At 64.5% G+C, this 17,843-nt stretch carries 18 protein-coding genes; 9 read left to right on the top strand and 9 right to left on the bottom strand.

Annotated features, from left to right (window positions below; genetic code table 11):
* From lptD to lptF, 3 genes are all read right to left on the bottom strand, one after another.
* Positions 1-1,184, bottom strand: a 1,184-nt coding sequence (gene lptD / locus JWQ24_RS03340) for an LPS assembly protein LptD (protein WP_299804340.1), incomplete at its 3' end; no start/stop codon positions are given.
* A 32-nt stretch (positions 1,185-1,216) separates the two neighbouring features.
* The gene (gene lptG, locus JWQ24_RS03335) at positions 1,217-2,314 is read right to left on the bottom strand and encodes an LPS export ABC transporter permease LptG (protein ID WP_299804334.1); all 1,098 of its coding nucleotides are present in this window, start codon (positions 2,312-2,314) and stop codon (positions 1,217-1,219) included.
* The gene (lptF, locus tag JWQ24_RS03330; protein WP_299804332.1) at positions 2,311-3,489 is read right to left on the bottom strand and encodes an LPS export ABC transporter permease LptF; all 1,179 of its coding nucleotides are present in this window, start codon (positions 3,487-3,489) and stop codon (positions 2,311-2,313) included. Before lptF ends, lptG begins: the two co-directional genes overlap by 4 nt.
* 467 nt (positions 3,490-3,956) lie before the next feature.
* Here lptF and JWQ24_RS03325 point away from each other — a divergent pair, with 467 nt between their 5' ends.
* From JWQ24_RS03325 to JWQ24_RS03315, 3 genes are all read left to right on the top strand, one after another.
* Entirely contained in the window at positions 3,957-5,456 is a 1,500-nt protein-coding gene (locus tag JWQ24_RS03325) for a leucyl aminopeptidase (RefSeq protein WP_299804329.1), read from the top strand.
* Between the two features lie 24 nt (positions 5,457-5,480).
* Positions 5,481-5,933: a DNA polymerase III subunit chi gene (locus JWQ24_RS03320; RefSeq protein WP_299804326.1), complete on the top strand. Its 453-nt coding sequence runs from the start codon at positions 5,481-5,483 to the stop codon at positions 5,931-5,933.
* A gap of 215 nt (positions 5,934-6,148) precedes the next feature.
* Positions 6,149-6,613: a hypothetical protein gene (locus JWQ24_RS03315; RefSeq protein WP_299804338.1), complete on the top strand. Its 465-nt coding sequence runs from the start codon at positions 6,149-6,151 to the stop codon at positions 6,611-6,613.
* On the opposite strand, the gene JWQ24_RS03310 is transcribed toward JWQ24_RS03315, so the two are convergent.
* The gene (locus tag JWQ24_RS03310) at positions 6,516-7,322 is read right to left on the bottom strand and encodes a helix-turn-helix transcriptional regulator (protein ID WP_299804323.1); all 807 of its coding nucleotides are present in this window, start codon (positions 7,320-7,322) and stop codon (positions 6,516-6,518) included. The two genes, JWQ24_RS03315 and JWQ24_RS03310, sit on opposite strands and share 98 nt — an antisense overlap.
* Positions 7,323-7,499: 177 nt before the next feature.
* On the opposite strand from JWQ24_RS03310, the gene JWQ24_RS03305 reads away from it, so the two are divergent.
* Positions 7,500-7,841, top strand: a complete 342-nt coding sequence (locus JWQ24_RS03305) for a RidA family protein (RefSeq protein ID WP_299804336.1) — start codon at positions 7,500-7,502, stop codon at positions 7,839-7,841.
* An 85-nt stretch (positions 7,842-7,926) separates the two neighbouring features.
* Here JWQ24_RS03305 and JWQ24_RS03300 read toward each other — a convergent pair whose 3' ends face one another.
* Both JWQ24_RS03300 and JWQ24_RS03295 read right to left on the bottom strand, forming a co-directional pair.
* Positions 7,927-9,801: an ABC-F family ATP-binding cassette domain-containing protein gene (locus tag JWQ24_RS03300; protein WP_299804320.1), complete on the bottom strand. Its 1,875-nt coding sequence runs from the start codon at positions 9,799-9,801 to the stop codon at positions 7,927-7,929.
* 77 nt (positions 9,802-9,878) lie between these two features.
* Complete coding sequence (locus JWQ24_RS03295; protein WP_299804318.1) at positions 9,879-10,064, bottom strand: hypothetical protein; 186 nt, start codon at positions 10,062-10,064, stop codon at positions 9,879-9,881.
* A gap of 230 nt (positions 10,065-10,294) precedes the next feature.
* Between JWQ24_RS03295 and ndk the strand changes: the two genes are divergently transcribed.
* Both ndk and JWQ24_RS03285 read left to right on the top strand, forming a co-directional pair.
* The gene (ndk, locus tag JWQ24_RS03290) at positions 10,295-10,717 is read left to right on the top strand and encodes a nucleoside-diphosphate kinase (RefSeq protein WP_299804315.1); all 423 of its coding nucleotides are present in this window, start codon (positions 10,295-10,297) and stop codon (positions 10,715-10,717) included.
* A 106-nt stretch (positions 10,718-10,823) separates the two neighbouring features.
* On the top strand, positions 10,824-11,657 hold the full coding sequence (locus JWQ24_RS03285) for a TerC family protein (RefSeq protein ID WP_299804313.1): 834 nt from the start codon (positions 10,824-10,826) through the stop codon (positions 11,655-11,657).
* Between the two features lie 125 nt (positions 11,658-11,782).
* Here the strand turns inward: JWQ24_RS03285 and JWQ24_RS03280 are convergent, their stop codons facing one another.
* The 3 genes from JWQ24_RS03280 to purM are packed head-to-tail and all read right to left on the bottom strand — an operon-like array spanning position 11,783 to position 13,903.
* The gene (locus JWQ24_RS03280; protein WP_299804311.1) at positions 11,783-12,157 is read right to left on the bottom strand and encodes a hypothetical protein; all 375 of its coding nucleotides are present in this window, start codon (positions 12,155-12,157) and stop codon (positions 11,783-11,785) included.
* Between the two features lie 14 nt (positions 12,158-12,171).
* On the bottom strand, positions 12,172-12,822 hold the full coding sequence (purN, locus tag JWQ24_RS03275) for a phosphoribosylglycinamide formyltransferase (RefSeq protein ID WP_299804309.1): 651 nt from the start codon (positions 12,820-12,822) through the stop codon (positions 12,172-12,174).
* Positions 12,823-12,829: 7 nt separating this feature from the next.
* Complete coding sequence (purM, locus tag JWQ24_RS03270; protein ID WP_299804307.1) at positions 12,830-13,903, bottom strand: phosphoribosylformylglycinamidine cyclo-ligase; 1,074 nt, start codon at positions 13,901-13,903, stop codon at positions 12,830-12,832.
* A gap of 167 nt (positions 13,904-14,070) precedes the next feature.
* On the opposite strand from purM, the gene JWQ24_RS03265 reads away from it, so the two are divergent.
* The 3 genes from JWQ24_RS03265 (at position 14,071) to JWQ24_RS03255 (ending at position 17,703) form a co-directional block, all read left to right on the top strand.
* The gene (locus tag JWQ24_RS03265; protein ID WP_299804304.1) at positions 14,071-14,616 is read left to right on the top strand and encodes a CDP-alcohol phosphatidyltransferase family protein; all 546 of its coding nucleotides are present in this window, start codon (positions 14,071-14,073) and stop codon (positions 14,614-14,616) included.
* Positions 14,617-14,666: 50 nt separating this feature from the next.
* Complete coding sequence (locus JWQ24_RS03260) at positions 14,667-15,344, top strand: DnaA/Hda family protein (RefSeq protein ID WP_299804301.1); 678 nt, start codon at positions 14,667-14,669, stop codon at positions 15,342-15,344.
* Between the two features lie 157 nt (positions 15,345-15,501).
* The gene (locus tag JWQ24_RS03255) at positions 15,502-17,703 is read left to right on the top strand and encodes an RNA degradosome polyphosphate kinase (protein ID WP_299804299.1); all 2,202 of its coding nucleotides are present in this window, start codon (positions 15,502-15,504) and stop codon (positions 17,701-17,703) included.
* Positions 17,704-17,843: the final 140 nt, after the last annotated feature.

Here is a 17,843-nt window from a genome sequence, read left to right as displayed (position 1 = left end):
TAATAGATCGTGCGCGCGTCGAAGAAGCTGCGATTGCCGACGCCGGTCAGGTAAAGCTGCGAGATCGCTTCCGTCGGCAAGCTCAGGAACGATCCGAGCGGATCCTTGTACTGGGCGAGGCGATAGTCGGACATGAAATAGTAGTCCGACAGCAGCACGCCGTCCCAGCCCCAGGTCCATTTGTCGTTCAGCGCGAACTGGCCCTTGGTTTCGACGCCGCCGCGGAACTGGCGGTCGCCGGGCTGGCCGACGAACGCTCCGGGGTCGAGCTGATCGATGCCATAGGCGCGGATCTGGTACGAGCCGTTGATCAGGCGCTGGCGGAATTCGCTCTGGAACAGCACGCCTTGCCGGCTCGTGATGCGCGGGCTGAAGGTCGCGTCATAGTCCGGCGCGATCGCCCAGTAGAACGGGGTTTCAACGCCGAAGCCGTAGGTCGAAACCGTCGTGTAGATCGGCATCAGGAAGCCGGTCTTGCGCTTCACGGTGGGATCGGGCGTCGAGAAATAGGGCAGATACGCCATCGGCACGCCGAAGAACTCGAGCTGTGCGTTCTCGAAGTACAGCATCTTGTCGGTCTGGTCGTGGATGATGCGGGCACCCTTGACCTGCCACAGCGGCGGCTTCTTCGGATCGTCCTTGCACGCCGCGCAGGCGGTGTAGACGCCGTTCTGGAACACGGTGTAGTTGCCGGCGGTGCGCTCGGCGCGGGTCGCGGCCATGCGGGTGGCGTCGGCGGTGTCAACGCGCAACGAGTCGACGAAGCCGTCGCGGTAATCGTCTGACAGGTCGAGCAGGTTGGCATAGGTGATCTTGCCGTCGGCGTCCGTCATCCGGACATTGCCTTCGGCGTGCAGACGCTTGGTCTTCTGATCGTAGACGACCTTGTCGGCCTCGACCGTGGTGCCATTGTAGAACATCTGCACGGAGCCGACCGCGGAGATCCGGGAATTGTTGTAATCGTAATCGACCTCGACCGCCTGGACGAGCATCTGCCCGGTCTGGGCGACCGGGGCGGGCTTCGGCCGGATGTGCGGCTGATTGTAGGTGAAACCCTGGGCAGCAGCCGGCGTTACCGCGCCGTCAAGCGCGGCCAGCAGGCCCCAACTCGTGAAAATGGAGGCCAAAAGGGCAGGCGTGCGAGATCGTTTGCCGCGCAGGGTCCTGCGCGATCCGGATTTCAACGCTCGTCCTTGGAGGGCGGCGATAACGGCCACTACCCGTCCTCCTGGTACAACAAGGCTAAAAAGCCGGTGAGGCCGCCCACACAGACGGGCAGCCACGCGGCGGCTATCGGATGCATCAACTCGGCCTTGCTCAAATCTTCGGTCACCTTAGACAAAACGTAGAGCAGAAAGCCCGCGCCCACGCCACTCAAAACCATCTTCTGGACGCCGCCCATGCGGAAGAACCGCAAGCTCACCGACGCCGCCAACATGACCATTGCAACCAGCAAAAACGGCTGTGCGATGAGCTTGTGATACTGGAGCCGATAACCTGCGGTTGCGAATCCAGAACTCTCCGACGACTTGATATACGAAGGAAGTTGCCAAAATGACACGGTTTCGGGGGTCGAAAAACTATTTCGGACCTGCAGCGGGGTCAGCGAGGTGGCCAGATACATGCTGTCCTGGTCGGTCGCCTGCGAATCGAGGGTATAGCGCCGGACGCCCTTGAACAGCCAGCGGCCAAGCTCGAGTGTCGCCTCGCGGGCTTCGATGCGTTCCAGGAAGGTGAAATCGGGGGCGAAGCGGAACACCGTCAGCCCGGTGAGACGGATGCCTTGCTGCTCGGAGCGGGCGGCGTTGATGATGGCTTGGCCTTCGCTGTTGACCTGGTTGATCCAGAACCCGTTGGCGTCCTGCACGCCGCCGCCCGGCGTATCGCCGAACATCTCCGCTTCCATCTTCTTCGACAATTCGCGCAGATTGGCCGACATCGGATTGTACGCCACCGTCGCCAGCGCGCCGAGCACCAGTGCGCTGACCAGCGCCGGCGAGATAAACTGCCAGGCCGAGACGCCGGCGGCGCGCGCCACCACCAGTTCGAGCCGGCGCGACAGAGCGAGATAGCAGGTCATCGCGCCGATCAGGATGCAGAACGGCATCATCTTTTCGAGCAGTTGCGGCACCCGGTATAGCGACGTCAGCGCCACCGTGAGGGCGGACACCGAGGGGAGGCCCGAGGTGCGCCGGACCATCTCGATGTAATCGACCAGCACCAGCAGCATGAAAATGCTGAGGAACACGCCGACCGCGGCAACCAGAAAGCGGCCCGCGAAATACCTGCCGATGGTGTTGGTGACCATGCTCATGTGGCGACAGGCCTCCGACCGAGGCGCGACCAGCGCAGCAGCCGCGCATTGGAGCGGTTGATCGCCTCCATCAGTCCGGCCGGGGGCTCGATGACGACGCTGCTGGCAATGATCCAGTAGCTGACGGCGATCGTGATCGCCAGCATCGCGTATTGCAGCAAGGCCGCGTTGGCCGTCTTGGCGGCCATCACGGACAGCGCAAAGCCGGCCATGCGCAGGCCGAACACTGCCGCGATCGACGAGCCCATCGAGAAGTTGCGGCTCTGTCGTGTGGTGCGCGGCGAACCGAGGAAGGCGAAGGTGACGCAGGCGAAGGCGAACGGGTAGAGCGGCGCCATGAAGCGGTCATGCAGCTCGGCGTTGAACTGGCCGGGCATCTGCGCATAGACGGCATCATTGGCCGGCGGCCACATCAGTTCCCACAAATAACGCTCGCGAATGCCGTAGGTGACGTCCTTGCCGCGGTTCGAGAACTTCGACATGTCGAAGGCGTAGCGGCCGAACGCCACCATCGCCGGATCCTTCTTGCCGATTTCGAAGCGCTCGAGATTGCCGTCCTCGAGGATCAGGAACGAGCCGTCGCCGTTCTTCATCACGGTGCCGTGGTCGGCAATGATGGTGACGCGCTCCTTGGGATCGCGGCGGTCGTCGACGAAGATGCCGACCAGGAGCCCGCCGGGCTGGCGCTCGCGAATCCGGATCGTGAGGTTCTGGTCGAGTTGGGCAAAGCGACCGGGCTGCAGAATGTTGGACAAAACGTCGGCGGTGATCTCGGCGTCCCAGCGCTTCAACCGGCGCATGCCGTCGGGCGCAAGGTAGGAGCCGATGAAGGCGACCATCAGGGCGACGACGATCGTGGCGAACAGGAAAGGCCGGAACAGCCGCAGCGGCGACAGCCCGGCGGCGTTCATCACGATGATTTCCGAATCGGTAGCGAGCTTGGTGAGGGTGTGGGACACCGCGATCATCAGCGCGATCGGGGCAATGATCAGCACCAAGACGGGAATCGCCAGGCTGGTGACGCCCAAAAACGTCAGGATGGTCTGACCCTGGCTCGTCATCAGATCGATGCCGCGCAACGCCTGCGTGATCCAGATCACGCCCGTCAGGCTGACCAGAACCAGTGCAAACGACGCCAGCGTCGTCTTGAAGATGTACCTGTCGATCGACCCCATCGGTCCGAACGTTCCCCGTCGCCGACCTGCAAGCTGCCCGCTTGTCCCCATCCCCGTTCAAGGAGACCCCCGGGGTCACGCGGCCGCCTCAGGCCCAATTACACTGTCTCTTACCATCTCCTTGATTGGTCAACAAAATGGCCGCGCGGTGGCCCACCCAAGGACAGCGTTAATAAATCGTTTCTGTGTTGCGGGAGCCACGCCGTTCAAGGGGGCGGCGAGGGCGGAAACCGGACCGCGCGCCGCAATCAGGGCGGCAACGTGCCGGGCCACCGAATGCGTCCCGTGGATGTCCTGCGTCCCGGAGATTCGCTGCCCCGCACACGAGAAAACTATCGGCCGGGCAGCGCGTGCTGGAGAAGCGGCCTTGACGGCTTGCGCTGTGGCGACAACAAAACAGTGCCCGCCGTACCGACCGGATTCTGTCTTCCGATCGCGCGACCGCCCTGATCTCTGGAGGATTCCCCATGCCCGACGCCGTCAAGGTCGGTTTCGTTCCGTTTTCCGCCGCCGCGCGCGGCATCCTGGTGGTGTTCTGCGACGAAGCGATGAAGTTCGGCGCCGCCACCTCCAAGGCGCTGGGCGACACCGCTGCGGTCGTCAAGCGCGCCGCCGCCGCCTCCAAATTCAAGGGCAAGGGCGCCTCCACCCTCGATATTCTTGCGCCGGAAGGCCTCAAGGCTGGCCGGCTGATCGTGGTCGGTACCGGCAAGGCGGCCGATATCAAGGAAAGCGACGTGCTCAAGTTCGGCGGCGTGCTGGCCGGCAAGATCCGCGGCGCCGAGGCGGTCACGGTGATGGCCGAACTGCCGTCCGGCGCGATGACCGCCGGGCAGGCGGCCTCGGTCGCGTCCGGCGTGCTGCTGCGCGCTTACGCCTTCGATCGCTACAAGACCAAGAAGAAGGATGACGACGACACCAATGCCAGCGTGGCGGTCTCGATCGCAGTGGATGACGTCGCTGCCGCCAAGAAGGCGTTCGCGCCCGACGGCCACATCGTCGACGGCGTGATTCTGGCGCGCGATCTTGTCAACGAGCCGCCGAACGTGCTGTTCCCCGTCGAGTTCGCGCGCCGCGCGTCCGAGTTGAAGAAGCTCGGCGTCGTCGTCGAGGTGCTCGACATCAAGGCGATGGAGAAACTCGGCATGGGCGCGCTGCTCGGCGTGTCGCAAGGTTCGACGCAGCCCGGCCGCATGGTGATCATGCGCTGGAACGGCGGCAAGAAGGGCGAACAGCCCGTTGCCTTCGTCGGCAAGGGCGTCACCTTCGACACCGGCGGCATTTCCATCAAGCCGTCCGGCAGCATGGAAGAGATGAAGGGCGACATGGGCGGGGCGGCTTGCGTCGTCGGCCTGATGCATGCGCTGGCCGGCCGCAAGGCCAGGCTCAACGTGGTCGGCGCGATCGGCATCGTCGAGAACATGCCCGACGGCAACGCACAGCGTCCGGGCGACATCGTGACCTCGATGTCCGGCCAGACCATCGAGATCATCAATACCGACGCCGAAGGCCGCCTCGTGCTGGCCGACGTGCTTTGGTATGTGAAGGAGAAGTTCAAGCCGAAGTTCATGGTCGATCTGGCGACGCTGACCGGCGCGATCCTGGTCGCGCTCGGCACCGAACATGCCGGACTGTTCTCCAACAATGACGAATTGTCGGAACGGCTTTATGCGGTCGGCCAGGCCACCGGCGAGAAGGTATGGCGGCTGCCGATGGGTCCGGAATACGACAAGATGATGGACTCGCAGTTCGCCGACATGAAGAACGCCGGCGCGCGCAACGGCGGCTCGATCACCGCGGCGCAGTTCCTGCAGCGCTTCGTCGGCGATACGCCGTGGGCGCATCTCGATATCGCCGGCACCGCGATGGGCGCGCCGAAGACCGAGATCAACCAGAGCTGGGGTTCGGGCTACGGCGTCCGCCTGCTGGACCGGCTGGTGTCGGACTATTACGAGGCGAAGAAGTAGCGCGCGACGGAGGAGGCCGCGGCAATGACCGAGGTCCTGTTCTATCACCTGCAGAACAAGTCGCTGGAAGAGGTGCTGCCGCCGCTGCTCGAGAAGTCTCTCGCGCGCGGCTGGCGGGTTGTCGTCCAGTCGACCTCGGAGGACCGGGCAGATGCGCTGGACGCGCATCTGTGGACCTATACCGAGGACTCCTTCCTGCCGCACGCCACTTGGCGGGTGGAGAACGCCGCCGAACAGCCGATCCTGCTCGCGATCGAGGCTGACAATCCGAACGGCGCGCAGGTCCGGTTCCTGGTCGATAATGCCACGCTGCCGGCGGACGCCGAGGGCTATGAACGCATGGTGCTGGTGTTCAACGGCGACGACGGCGAGGCTCTGGCGGTGGCTCGCGCTGCCTGGACCGATTGCAAGGCGAGGGGCTTTGCCGCCACCTACTGGCAGACCGACGAGCGCGGCCGCTGGCAGAAGAAGAACTAGCCGGCGCGCTGGCGAATACCGCCCGTTTACGATAAATCTGCCTTTTGCCGGGGCGATAGCCCCGATGTCATGGTGGTGCCGCAAATCAGTGGTGCTACGGGAGCTTACGCCGCGTGCCGGGTGGGGATGAGTTGATCGTGCGACTAGACAAGCGTTATCGGACTTCGTTGCTGGCGCTATTTTGCGCGGCCCCCTTGCTGGCGGGTTGCGCGGGCATGGGCGGCGAGATGTTTCAGACGGACCTGCTGTCCAAGGACGCCAACTGGTTTTCAAAGCCGGGCCGGACGTTCATCAAGAACGTGTCGATCGAAACCCCGCCGCTGACCCCGGACAGGACGGTCACCCCGGCCGACCTGATCGGCGCTGACGGCAGTTGCCCCGGCATGGCGCCGGGCCCCAATGCGCTGGCCGATGGCGGCGCTGCGCCGACGTCCGGTGGCTCCGTCGCGCTCGGCCACACCGAATGCGATGTCGCGCGCAGCGCCGGCAATCCCGACAACGTTTCCCTATCCAACAACCCGCGCGGCGACCGTGTCGCGGTGCTGACCTATGCGCGCGGCGACCGCGCCGGCATCTACACCTTCACCGCCGGCCGTCTGACGATGGTCGAACGCGGCCCCGAAGCAGCACCTGTGCCGCGCGCGGCAAAGCCGAAGACGAAGAAGCGCGCGGCGACGTAACGCACGGCTGACACTCGAAATCCAGCGTGACACCAAGTGTCTCGCGGAAGCCGCGCCGGCCCGCCGCGGTGACGCCGACAGCGCGGCTGTCGCGTGGTCGCACGACCCAGCCCAGTTCGACGCAGCGGCGCCAGATCTCCGAGCCGACCAGACCGGCAACATGATAGCGCCGCTCGCTCCAGTCGAGACAGGCGCGGCAGAACACGCGCCGGCTGCCTGATTTCACCACGAATTCCGCGCCGAATGCGGTCAGGAATGTCGCGCCAGCCGTCGTGACTTCGCCGCCGTCCTCGCTCAGCAAGATGAAACCTTGCGCCACCAGTGCGTCGGCGATCGAGACGCCTAGCTGGCCTGCGAGATGATCGTAGCAGGTGCGAGCGAAGCGCAGCGCGTCGCCCTGTATTGAGCGTGGCCGATAACGCGCGGGCACCTCGATCGCGGCGACCGCCTTGATGCTTTCCAGCATGCGCGCCACGAGCGGCGATGCGATCCGGTAGTAGCGGTGGCGACGTTCTTGAGTGACCGCCAGCAAACGCGCCGCGACCAGTTTCCCGAGGTGGCCGCTCGCGGTCGGCCGCGATATATGCGCCAGCGCTGCCAGTTCACTGCTGGTCAGCGCCTGTCCGCCCATCAGTGCAGCGAGCATCGTTGCACGCGCGGTATCGCCGACGAGTGCCGCGATTTCGACCATGTTTGCTGCTGCGACCATGGTCGAAGCCTATCTTGCGCGGTACGTCGCCGGCAAGTTGTGACAGTTCGGTATCGACCGAACCATGCCGGCCGGATAACGCCGTAGGGTGAGCGTCTCACGTCCAGCGAGGCTCCCATGAAACATATTCGTGTCGAACCGATTTCAACTTACCTGGAACGCCGTGGCACCGGTTGAATCCATCCCGCCGTTGTCGCCAACGGGTTCGTTTACCTGTCAGGCCTGCCGCCATTCGATCCCGACACCGGCGAGGTCAAGCGGGTGCCGTTCGAGCGCCAGGTGGAGATTGTCCTGAATCAGATGAGGCAGTGTCTGGCAGCCGCTGGCTCATCGCTGGCGCAGGTGGTGAAGTGCAATGTGTACTGCACGCCAGATCCGTCGCATTTCGCCCGGTTTAATGCGGTGTTTGCGCGCTACTTCGAGGCTCACGGGACTGCCCGTATTTTTCTGCACGTGCCGTCATGGCCCGGTCCGTTCGACGTTGAGGTCGATTGCGTAGCGATGGTGGATCAGGCCTGATGCCGGATCTGCGGAGCGGCATAGCGGCGATACAAGTGCATCGCCTGAGAATGCCGCACCGCATCCGGGAAACGAGAGAGCAGCCTTAGCTGTTCTCGTATTGCGAGCTCGCCGTGAGCCACTGCTCTTCGGCGCGGGCCAGTGCTGCGGCGGCGCCGGTGCGGGCCTTGCTGAGCTGGGCCGCCTGCTTGGGGTCTTTCTTGAACAGGCCGGGCGTCGCCAAAGCGGTATCGATCTTGGCGATGATGCCGTTGATGCGGGTCATTTCGGTCTCGGCTTCGGCAACGCGCTGCTTCAGCGGCACCTTCTTTTCCTTGACCTTCGGTGCGCCCTTGTCGCGGCTGTTGGTGCTGCTGGCGGTGGCGGCGCGATCGCGTGAGCTGGCGCGCATGCCGCGCTGCTGCATCACGATGCGGCGGTAGTCGTTGAGGTCGCCGTCGAAATTGGTGACGGTCTTGTCGGCGACGATCCACAACTGATCGGCGCAGGCCTCGATCAGGTAGCGGTCATGCGAGACCATGATGACGGCGCCGGGATATTCGTTGATCGCCTCGGCCAGCGCCGCGCGGCTGTCGATATCGAGATGGTTGGTCGGCTCGTCGAGGATGATCATGTTGGGGCCGAAGAAGGTGGCAAGCCCGAGCAGCAGGCGCGCTTTCTCGCCGCCAGACAGGCTGCTCACCTTCGTGTCGCCGGCCTTGCCGGAGAAGCCGATCGAGCCCACGCGGGCGCGAACCTTGCTCTCATGGGCATCCGGCATCAGCTTGCGGACGTGATCATAGGGCGAGGCGTCCATCACCAGCTCGTCGAGCTGATGCTGGGCGAAATAGGCGATCGAAAGTTTTTCGGCGCGGGTGATCGAGCCGGAGAACGGCGCCAGCTTGTTGGCCAGCAGTTTGACCAGCGTCGATTTGCCGTTGCCGTTGGAGCCGAGCAGGGCGATGCGATCCGCGGTATCGATCCGCAGCGTGACCTTGTTGAGCACGGGGTGGGCGGGATCGTAACCGACCGAGACGTTGTCCACCGCGAGGATCGGCGGCGACAGGATCTTCTCCGGCGCGGGGAACACGATCTCGCGGACGTCCTGGTTAACCAGCGCCGAGATCGGCTTCATCCGCTCCAGCATCTTGACGCGGGACTGCGCCTGCCGGGCCTTCGATGCGGTGGCCTTGAAGCGATCGACGAAGGATTGCAGTCGGGCGCGCTCGGCCTCCTGGCGCTTGACGTTCTTGGCGTCGAGCATTTCCTTGTTGGCGCGGAATTCCTCATAGGCCGAATAGGTGCCGCGATAGTGCACCAGCTTGCCGCGGTCGAGATGCAGGATCTGGTCGACCGAGGTGTCGAGCAGGTCGCGGTCATGGCTGATGACGATGACGGTGCGCGGATAATTGGCGAGATGGTCCTCGAGACACAGCGTGCCCTCGAGATCGAGATAGTTGGTCGGCTCGTCCAGCAGCAGCAGGTCGGGGGCCGAGAACAGGGTCGCGGCGAGCGCCACGCGCATCCGCCAGCCGCCGGAGAACTCCGAGCAGGAACGTTCCTGGTCGGCGGTCGAGAAGCCGAGGCCGCTGAGAATGGCGGCGGCGCGCGACGGCGCCGAATGCGCGTCGATATCGACAAGCCGGGTCTGGATTTCGGCGATCCGGTCGGGATCGGTGGCCGTTTCGGCTTCTTCCAGCAGGGAGGCGCGCTCAAGATCGGCCTTCAGCACCACCGAGATCAGGCTCGGCGGGCCGTCCGGGGCTTCCTGGGCGAGGCTGCCGATGCGCCAGCGCGGCGGGATCGAGATACTGCCGGTTTCCAGCGGCAGCTCGCCGCGAATGGCATGGAACAGCGTCGATTTGCCGACGCCGTTGCGGCCGACGAAGCCTACCCGGGAACCCGGCGTAATCTGCGCGGAACCCTCATCAATGAGGAGGCGGCCGGCGATCCGGATCGAAATGTCTGTGATTGAAAGCATGCGGGGTTGTCACCGCTGCAGCGCACAAAGGCAAGCCGATTGTGGCGGGGAGGGCCGCGAAACCGCACAAAAGGGCGTTATACGCTGGCGGCGTTGTCGCTATCCTGGCGCTGCATCTCGTCGAGCAGGGCCTGCAGGTGCGAGGGCAGTTCGGTTGCCTCCAGCGTCAGGTTCCGGCGCAGCCGCTGGCCGATCGCCGTACAGATGGAGGCGCTGGTTACGCGATCGATCGACGGCTCGTCGTCGTAGATTCGTTCTTGCATCGGTGTTCCGCTTCGTGCGCTCGGTAGTTGAGCTGTTTAGGCAAGTCTGGATCGTCGGAATTGTTTCGCGATTTCCCGATTGCAACGCAGATGAGTCAAAAAATCATGAAACACGGCCCGCGGCCATCCCGGGTAGGTATTCTACGGCATTTGGTCTGATCGCTTGCCGTGCCGCCGGTGCGTCGATATAAGCCCGGCCATCATCCCACGAGCGTTTTCAAGGATAAATCATGGCTATCGAGCGTACCTTTTCGATTCTGAAGCCCGACGCGACCGAGCGTAACCTGACCGGCGCGATTAACGCCATCATCGAAAAGGCCGGCCTGCGCATCGTCGCCCAGAAGCGCATTCTGATGACCCGCAAGCAGGCCGAGACCTTCTACGCCGTGCACAGCGCACGTCCGTTCTTCGGCGAGTTGGTCGATTTCATGATCTCCGGCCCGGTCGTCGTGCAGGTTCTGGAAGGCGAAGGCGCCGTCCTCAAGCACCGTGACGTGATGGGCGCGACCGACCCGTCGAAGGCCGCCGAAGGCACCATCCGCAAGGCGCACGCCAAGTCGATCGGTGAGAACTCGGTGCATGGTTCGGACGCGGTGGAGACCGCCGCGATCGAGATCGCGCAGTTCTTCTCCGGCAACGAGATCGTCGGCTAAAGCCGATTGCCGGTTGCGGCCGCGGCAATGCGCCGCAACCGGCTCTCTCGATAACCGGCAATGACCGGACCATTAGTTAAATTACAAAAATCAACGGGGGCGCGCTGTGGACTGGTTGCTGCATATCTTGGATCCCGCGACGATCAAGTCGCTGTTCGTTCAATTTGAACTCGAAATGCAGCAGCCGGCGTTCTGGCTCGCCGTCGGCAAGATCATCTGGATCAACATCCTGTTGTCCGGCGACAACGCGCTGGTGATCGCCATGGCGTGTCGCGGCCTGCAGCCCAAGCAGCGGCTGTGGGGCATGATCCTTGGCGCTGCCGCTGCAGTGATCCTGCGCATCATCTTTACCGGCATCGTCGCCACCTTGATGGAACTGCCGTATCTGAAGCTGATCGGCGGGCTCGCTCTGATCGTCATCGCCGCCAAGCTGCTGGTTCCCGAGAAGGAAGAAGAGGACGGCGTACACGCCGCCTCGCATCTGTGGGCTGCGGTGCAGATCGTGGTCGTCGCCGACATCGTGATGAGCCTCGACAACGTCATTGCGGTGGCTGCCGCCGCCAATGGCAGCGTGCCGCTGTTGATCCTTGGCCTCGCCATCAGCGTGCCGCTGATCGTGGCCGGCGCCGCGCTGATCATGGCGCTGCTGACCAAGCTGCCGGTTCTGGTCTGGCTCGGTGCGGCCTTGCTCGGCTGGGTCGCCGGCGAGGTCATCGCCACCGATCCCGCGGTGCTGCCGTGGATACACGCCATGTTCAACGGTTCTGCAGGCGTGGGCCTCGACGGCCTGATGACCAAGCTCGGCACCTCCATCCGCTTCGCCAATGGCGGCCACGGTGGCGAGATAGTTTGCGGTCTGGTGGGCGTCGCGGTCGTGCTGGCCATCGGCACGCTGTGGCGTCGCCGCAGCCAGACGGCTGAGGTCGAGCAAGCGGTTTAAAGCTCAGCGCGCACGAGGAGAGGGCGCTGGCGTCCTTTCCTCGTTGGCAAGCGTTCCTCAACGTCAGCGCAACAAGGAAAGCCCGGCCGCGCGATGCGCGGCCGGGCTTTCCTTGTCTGAAACGCTCAGGCCTTTTTCTTTTTCGGCTTCGCGGGCTTCTTGGCGGGCGCGGCCTTCCTGGCCGGAGCCTTCTTGGCGGCCGGAGTCTTTTTCGCCGGTGCCGGCGGCGTCGCCACCGGCGCCTCCACCGCCATGCGCATCGCGCGCGCATAGCTGTCGGCGGCGTTGTCTGCGGAGGTCAGCAGGCGGCGGGCGGCAAACGTGCCGTGCTCCAGGGCGTCCTTGGCCAACTGCCTGAAGCGGGCCTTCTTGCCGGCGTCGGCGGCCTTGGCAGCCAGCGCGAGATAGTGATCGCGGCGCTTCTTCGCGGCGGCCACAACGGTTTTGTTCTGCTGCTTGGCAATTTGCCGGATGACGACATCCAGATCGGCGTCCGCCATGTTTTGTTTCCTTGCTAGATGAGGGTCGGGGAGATCAGGTCGTCGCACGGGGCGCCGCCGGCGCTGGTCCGGCAGACATCGCCTTCGATGCGGACGCCGTCGGTGGCCAGCAGACGCAGGGCCTGCGGATAGATCTTGTGCTCGATCGCCAGTACGCGCGCGGCCAGGGTGTCCGGCGTGTCGTCGTCGGCGACCGGGACGGCGCCTTGCATCACGATCGGACCGGCATCGGTTTCCGGGATCACGAAATGCACGGTGGCGCCGGAGATCTTCACGCCGGCGCGCAGCGCCTGGCCGTGCGGGTCGAGGCCCGGGAACGACGGCAGCAGCGAGGGGTGGATGTTCAGCATCCGGCCATACCAGCGCCGCACGAATTCCGCCGTGAACAGCCGCATGAAGCCGCCGAGGCAGATCAGTTCGATGTGGTGCTCGTCGAGGGCGGCCTGCAGCACGGTCTCGAAGCCGGCGCGGTCGGGTCCGAACGGCTTGCTCTCGATCACCAGCGTTGCCACGCCCGCCGCCTTCGCGGTGGCGAGGCCGGGGGCGTCAGGTCGGTTGGAGATCACCAGCGCGATCTCGGCCGGGAAGCTGTCGGCCGCCGCCGCGTCGATGAGGGCGGTCATGTTCGAGCCGCGGCCGGAAATCAGGATGGCGACGCGGCGCATCACAGGCTCACAGCTTGAGTTCGAGATGGCCGTCATAGACGACGCGCTCGTCGCCTTCAGTCGCAATGACGTTGCCCAGCACGCTGACGGTTTCGCCGCCTTCGCGCAGGATATCCAGCACCTGCTGGACCTGCTCGCGCTTGACGATGGCGATCATGCCGACGCCGCAGTTGAACGTGCGCAGCAGTTCGAGCTCGGCGATGTCGCCTTCCGCCGCCAGCCACTTGAACACCGGCAGCACGGTCAGCGCGGTGAGGTCGATGCGAACGCCGAGATCCTTCGGCAGCACGCGCGGGATGTTGTCGGTGAAGCCGCCGCCGGTGATGTGGGCGTAGCCCTTGACGGCGCCGGTCTCGCGCACCGCGCGCAGGCAGGATTTCACATAGAGCCGTGTGGGCGTCAGCAAGGCTGCGCCAAGCGTCATGAACGGCGCGAACGGCGCCTGGTCGGTCCAGGCCAGCCCGGTCTTCTCGACGATCTTGCGGACCAGCGAGAAGCCGTTGGAGTGCACGCCGGAGGAGGCCATGCCGATCACAACGTCGCCGGCGGCAATATCCTTGGTCGGGAGCAGGGTGCCGCGCTCGGCGGCGCCGACCGAAAAGCCGGCGAGGTCGTAGTCGCCGTCCTTGTACAGGCCGGGCATCTCGGCGGTCTCGCCACCGATCAGCGCGCAACCGGATTCGCGGCAGCCCTCGGCGACGCCGGCAACGATGGAGGCCGCGGCCTCCGGGTCGAGCTTGCCGCAGGCAAAATAGTCGAGGAAGAACAGCGGCTCGGCGCCCTGCACGACGAGGTCGTTGACCGACATGGCGACCAGGTCGATGCCGATGCCCTGGTGGAAGCCGGCCTCGATGGCGATCTTGACCTTGGTGCCGACGCCGTCGGTGGCGGCGACCAGCACGGGATCCTTGAACCCGGCGGCCTTGAGGTCGAACAATCCGCCGAAGCCGCCGATCTCGGCATCGGCTCCGGCGCGCGCGGTGGCGCGCACCATGGGCTTGATCAGATCGACCAGGCGATTGCCGGCGTCGATATCGACGCCTGCATCCGCATAGGTGAGGCCTTTTTTCGTGTCGGTCATGGCCGGTTTCCTGGCGTTAAGCAAAGCGACGTATTTTCGGCTGGTTACGTTGGATTCCGGTCGCGTGCAATGGCTCGCAAGCGGCGTCCGCATGGACTATGTAAACAATCAGCCGGTCGGGGCAGCTTCTGCCCGGATTGCCAACAGACCGGAGCCGGGAAGCCCGCGTGAGTATACCGAACATCATTACCCTCGGCCGTATCCTGCTGGTGCCGGTCATCATCTGGGCGATTGCCTCGAACCAGATGGAAATCGCCTTTGCGCTGTTCGTCGTGGCGGGGATCAGCGACGCCGTCGATGGCTTCCTCGCCAAGCGGTTCAATATGGCCAGCGAACTCGGCGCGCTGCTCGACCCGGTCGCCGACAAGGCGCTGCTGGTGTCGATCTATATCGCGCTGGGAATCTGGGGGGCGGTGCCGCGCTGGATCGTAATTCTGGTCGTGTCCCGCGACGTCATGATCGTCGGCGCCGTGATGGTGTCATGGCTGTTCGGCAAGCCGATGCCGATGAAGCCCCTGATGGTCTCCAAGCTCAACACCGTGGCCCAGGTGGCATTTGCGGCATTGGTGTTGGCGGCCTTAGGATTTGGATTCAAATCATCTCCTTACGATTTGATTTTAATGGGTTTTGTGACCGTCTTGACGTTGCTGTCGGTGTCCTTCTATCTGGTCGAGTGGATGCGGCACATGAGCACCATCGAGCCCGGTCAATAGATCTTACGAGACTTGTAACAGAGCCGGCTTTGCCGGTTTGGAGTGATGGCGTGTCTGCCCGCGTACCCCCCCGTCAGCTTGCTCTCGCGCTGCCCCATGCCGAGAGCCTGTCGCGCGACAACTTCCTCGAAGGTCCGGCAAATGCCGAGGCCCTCGGGCTGGTCGAGCGCTGGCCGGATTGGCCCAACCGGGTGATGTTGCTGGTCGGGCCGGAAGGTTCCGGCAAGAGCCATCTGGCCACGATCTGGGCCGAGGTGGCCGGTGCGCGTTCGACCATGGCGCACGCGCTCACTGCCGCCAACGTGCCGGCCGCTTTGGCCACCGGGGCGCTGGTGGTCGAGGACCTCAATGCCGGTTCGTTTGACGAGCGCGCGCTGTTCCACCTGTTGAACCTGGCGCGGGAGGACGAGGCCTACGTGCTGATCACCGCGAGGGTGGCGCCGGTGGCGCTGCCGATCGAATTGCGCGACCTGCGCTCGCGGCTGCGCGCGGTGCCGGTGGTGCAACTGACGCCGCCCGACGACATGCTGTTTCGCGCGCTGATCGTGAAGTTCTGCGCCGACCGTCAGATGAGCATCGACGAATCCGTGGTCAGCTACCTCGCCAGCCGGATCGAGCGCTCTTTTGCCGCAGCCCGTCAGACCGTGGAAATGCTGGATACTGAGGCGTTGCGACTCGGTCGCCCGGTGACGCGCGCTTTGGCTGCGGAACTGCTGCGCAGCGCGTGACTTAGCCCTCCAGATGCAGGAACCTGCGACCAACGGCGCGGCTTGACGCGTGGCATCACAGGTTCATCCTGTCATCCAGACGTCACACGGCTCGCACATGGTTCGCAGCAGATTTGCGGCTTTGCGTCATTGCTTGAACGAGATGGATCGCTACCTGATGGACTCCGAACAAGAGATTGTTATTGAAGAGAAAAAGGGCGCGGTCGAACTGGCTTCGGTGGTCGCCTCCGGGCCTGAGCGCTTCATCAACCGCGAACTGTCCTGGCTGCATTTCAACCGCCGCGTTCTCGAGGAATCGGTCAATCCCGGCCACCCCGCGCTGGAGCGGGTGCGCTTCCTGTCGATCTCGGCCAACAATCTCGACGAATTCTTCATGGTCCGCGTCGCCGGCATCAAGGCGCAGGTCCGCGAGGGTATCAACGAGCGCAGCCCCGACGGGCTGACGCCGTCGGAACAGCTGGTGCTGATCAACGAGGCCGTCACGAAACTCGGCCAGGACCAGCAGGCAATCTGGCGTGACCAGCGCTCCATGCTGGCCGAGGTCGGTATCGTGTTGCTCGACGGCAAGGACGCCAGCAAGTCGGAGCGCGCCTGGATCGAGGACCATTTCCTCCACAACATTTTTCCGCTGCTGACGCCGCTGGCGATCGATCCAGCGCATCCGTTCCCGTTCATCCCCAGCCTCGGCTTCACCATCGCGCTGCAGCTGGCGCGGGTCTCCGACGGCCGGCCGATGAACGCGCTGATCCGCATGCCCGGCAAGATCGACCGTTTCATCCGGCTGCCGACGCCCGGCAAGGATGGCTCGGTTCGCCTGATAACGCTGGAGCAGGCCACCGGCCTGTTCATCGGGCGGCTGTTCCCGGGCTACGTGGTCAAGGGGATGGGCGCGTTCCGCATCATCCGCGACAGCGAACTGGAAGTCGAAGAAGAGGCCGAGGATCTGGTGCGGCTGTTCGAGTCCGCGCTGAAGCGGCGGCGCCGGGGGTCGGTGATCCGGCTCGAGATCGAGGCCACCATGCCGGCCGAATTGCGCGCCTTCGTGCAGCGCGCGCTGGCCACGTCCGACGACGAGATCATCCTGGTCGATGGCGTGCTGGCGATGAACGAGCTGTCGCAGCTGACCCGCCTAGACCGCCCCGACCTTGAATTCGTGCCCTATGTGCCGCGTCACCCCGAGCGGGTCAGGGACCACGGCGGTGACATCTTCGCCGCGATCCGGCAGAAGGATCTCGTCGTCCACCACCCCTACGAATCCTTCGACGTTGTCGTCCAGTTTCTGCAGCAGGCGGCGCGCGACCCGGACGTGGTGGCGATCAAGCAGACCTTGTACCGCACCTCGAACAACTCGCCGATCGTGCGCACGCTGGTCGAAGCCGCCGAGGCCGGCAAGTCGGTCACGGCGCTGGTCGAATTGCGGGCGCGGTTCGACGAGGAGGCCAATATCCGCTGGGCGCGCGATCTCGAACGCGCCGGCGTCCAGGTGGTCTACGGCTTCCTGGAATTGAAGACCCACGCCAAGCTGTCGATGGTGGTGCGCCGCGAGGGCGGCACGCTGGCCACCTATGTGCATACCGGAACCGGCAACTACCATCCGGTGACGGCACGGATCTACACGGACCTGTCGTATTTCACCTCCGACCCCGTGATCGGTCGCGATGCTGCGCGGGTGTTCAACTACATCACCGGCTATGCCGAGCCCTCCGACATCGAGAAGATGGCAGTGTCGCCGCTGACGCTGCGCAAGCGGATGATCGAGCACATCCGCGGCGAGGCCGCCTTTGCCCGCGCCGGCAAGGTAGGCGTGATCTGGCTGAAGATGAACTCGCTGGTCGATCCCGACATTATCGACGCGCTGTATGACGCCTCGAATGCCGGCGTGTCCGTCGAGCTGGTCGTGCGCGGCATCTGCTGCCTGCGGCCCGGCGTGCCCGGCCTGTCGGAGCACATCCGCGTCAAATCGATCATCGGCCGTTTCCTCGAACACGGCCGCGTCTATTGCTTCGGCATGGGCCACGGGCTGCCGAGCGCCAAGGCGGCGGTATATATTTCCTCCGCCGACATGATGCCGCGCAACCTCGACCGCCGCGTCGAGGTGCTGATCCCGCTGCAGAATCCGACGGTGCATCAACAGGTGGTCGAGCAGATCATGGTGGCCAACCTCAAGGACACCGAGCAGAGCTGGCAGTTGTTGCCCGACGGGTCGTCAACGCGTATGAAGGCCGCGAAGGGCGAGGAGCCCTTCAACCTGCACAATTACTTTATGACGAATCCGAGTCTGTCTGGCCGTGGACAGTCGCTTGAGAAATCTTCGCCACGCCGGCTCACCCGCAAGGCCGAGCGCCAGCAGTCCTCGTAAGGAGTCCGCGACATGGTAGCGCGCCTTCCCAAGCGCGCGCCCAGCGTCGCCAGGCCCGCGCCGAGCGTCGCGGTGATCGACATCGGCTCCAATTCGGTCCGTCTTGTCGTCTATGAATCGCTGTCGCGCAGCCTCGTCAC

Source organism: Tardiphaga sp. (assembly GCF_028290495.1).
Taxonomy (GTDB): Bacteria; Pseudomonadota; Alphaproteobacteria; order Rhizobiales; family Xanthobacteraceae; genus Tardiphaga.
The sequence above is the reverse complement of the archived record's forward strand: the minus strand, read 5'-3'. Positions and strand labels throughout refer to the sequence as shown.

Excerpts from the sequence above, each read along its gene's own strand:
- lptG (WP_299804334.1), bottom strand. The coding sequence starts at position 2,314 with ATGAGCATGGTCACCAACACCATCGGCAGGTATTTCGCGGGCCGCTTT.
- lptF (WP_299804332.1), bottom strand. The coding sequence starts at position 3,489 with ATGGGGTCGATCGACAGGTACATCTTCAAGACGACGCTGGCGTCGTTT.
- JWQ24_RS03325 (WP_299804329.1), top strand. The coding sequence starts at position 3,957 with ATGCCCGACGCCGTCAAGGTCGGTTTCGTTCCGTTTTCCGCCGCCGCG.
- JWQ24_RS03320 (WP_299804326.1), top strand. The coding sequence starts at position 5,481 with ATGACCGAGGTCCTGTTCTATCACCTGCAGAACAAGTCGCTGGAAGAG.
- JWQ24_RS03315 (WP_299804338.1), top strand. The coding sequence starts at position 6,149 with ATGGGCGGCGAGATGTTTCAGACGGACCTGCTGTCCAAGGACGCCAAC.
- JWQ24_RS03310 (WP_299804323.1), bottom strand. The coding sequence starts at position 7,322 with ATGGTCGCAGCAGCAAACATGGTCGAAATCGCGGCACTCGTCGGCGAT.
- JWQ24_RS03300 (WP_299804320.1), bottom strand. The coding sequence starts at position 9,801 with ATGCTTTCAATCACAGACATTTCGATCCGGATCGCCGGCCGCCTCCTC.
- JWQ24_RS03295 (WP_299804318.1), bottom strand. The coding sequence starts at position 10,064 with ATGCAAGAACGAATCTACGACGACGAGCCGTCGATCGATCGCGTAACC.
- ndk (WP_299804315.1), top strand. The coding sequence starts at position 10,295 with ATGGCTATCGAGCGTACCTTTTCGATTCTGAAGCCCGACGCGACCGAG.
- JWQ24_RS03280 (WP_299804311.1), bottom strand. The coding sequence starts at position 12,157 with ATGGCGGACGCCGATCTGGATGTCGTCATCCGGCAAATTGCCAAGCAG.
- purN (WP_299804309.1), bottom strand. The coding sequence starts at position 12,822 with ATGCGCCGCGTCGCCATCCTGATTTCCGGCCGCGGCTCGAACATGACC.
- purM (WP_299804307.1), bottom strand. The coding sequence starts at position 13,903 with ATGACCGACACGAAAAAAGGCCTCACCTATGCGGATGCAGGCGTCGAT.
- JWQ24_RS03255 (WP_299804299.1), top strand. The coding sequence starts at position 15,502 with ATGGACTCCGAACAAGAGATTGTTATTGAAGAGAAAAAGGGCGCGGTC.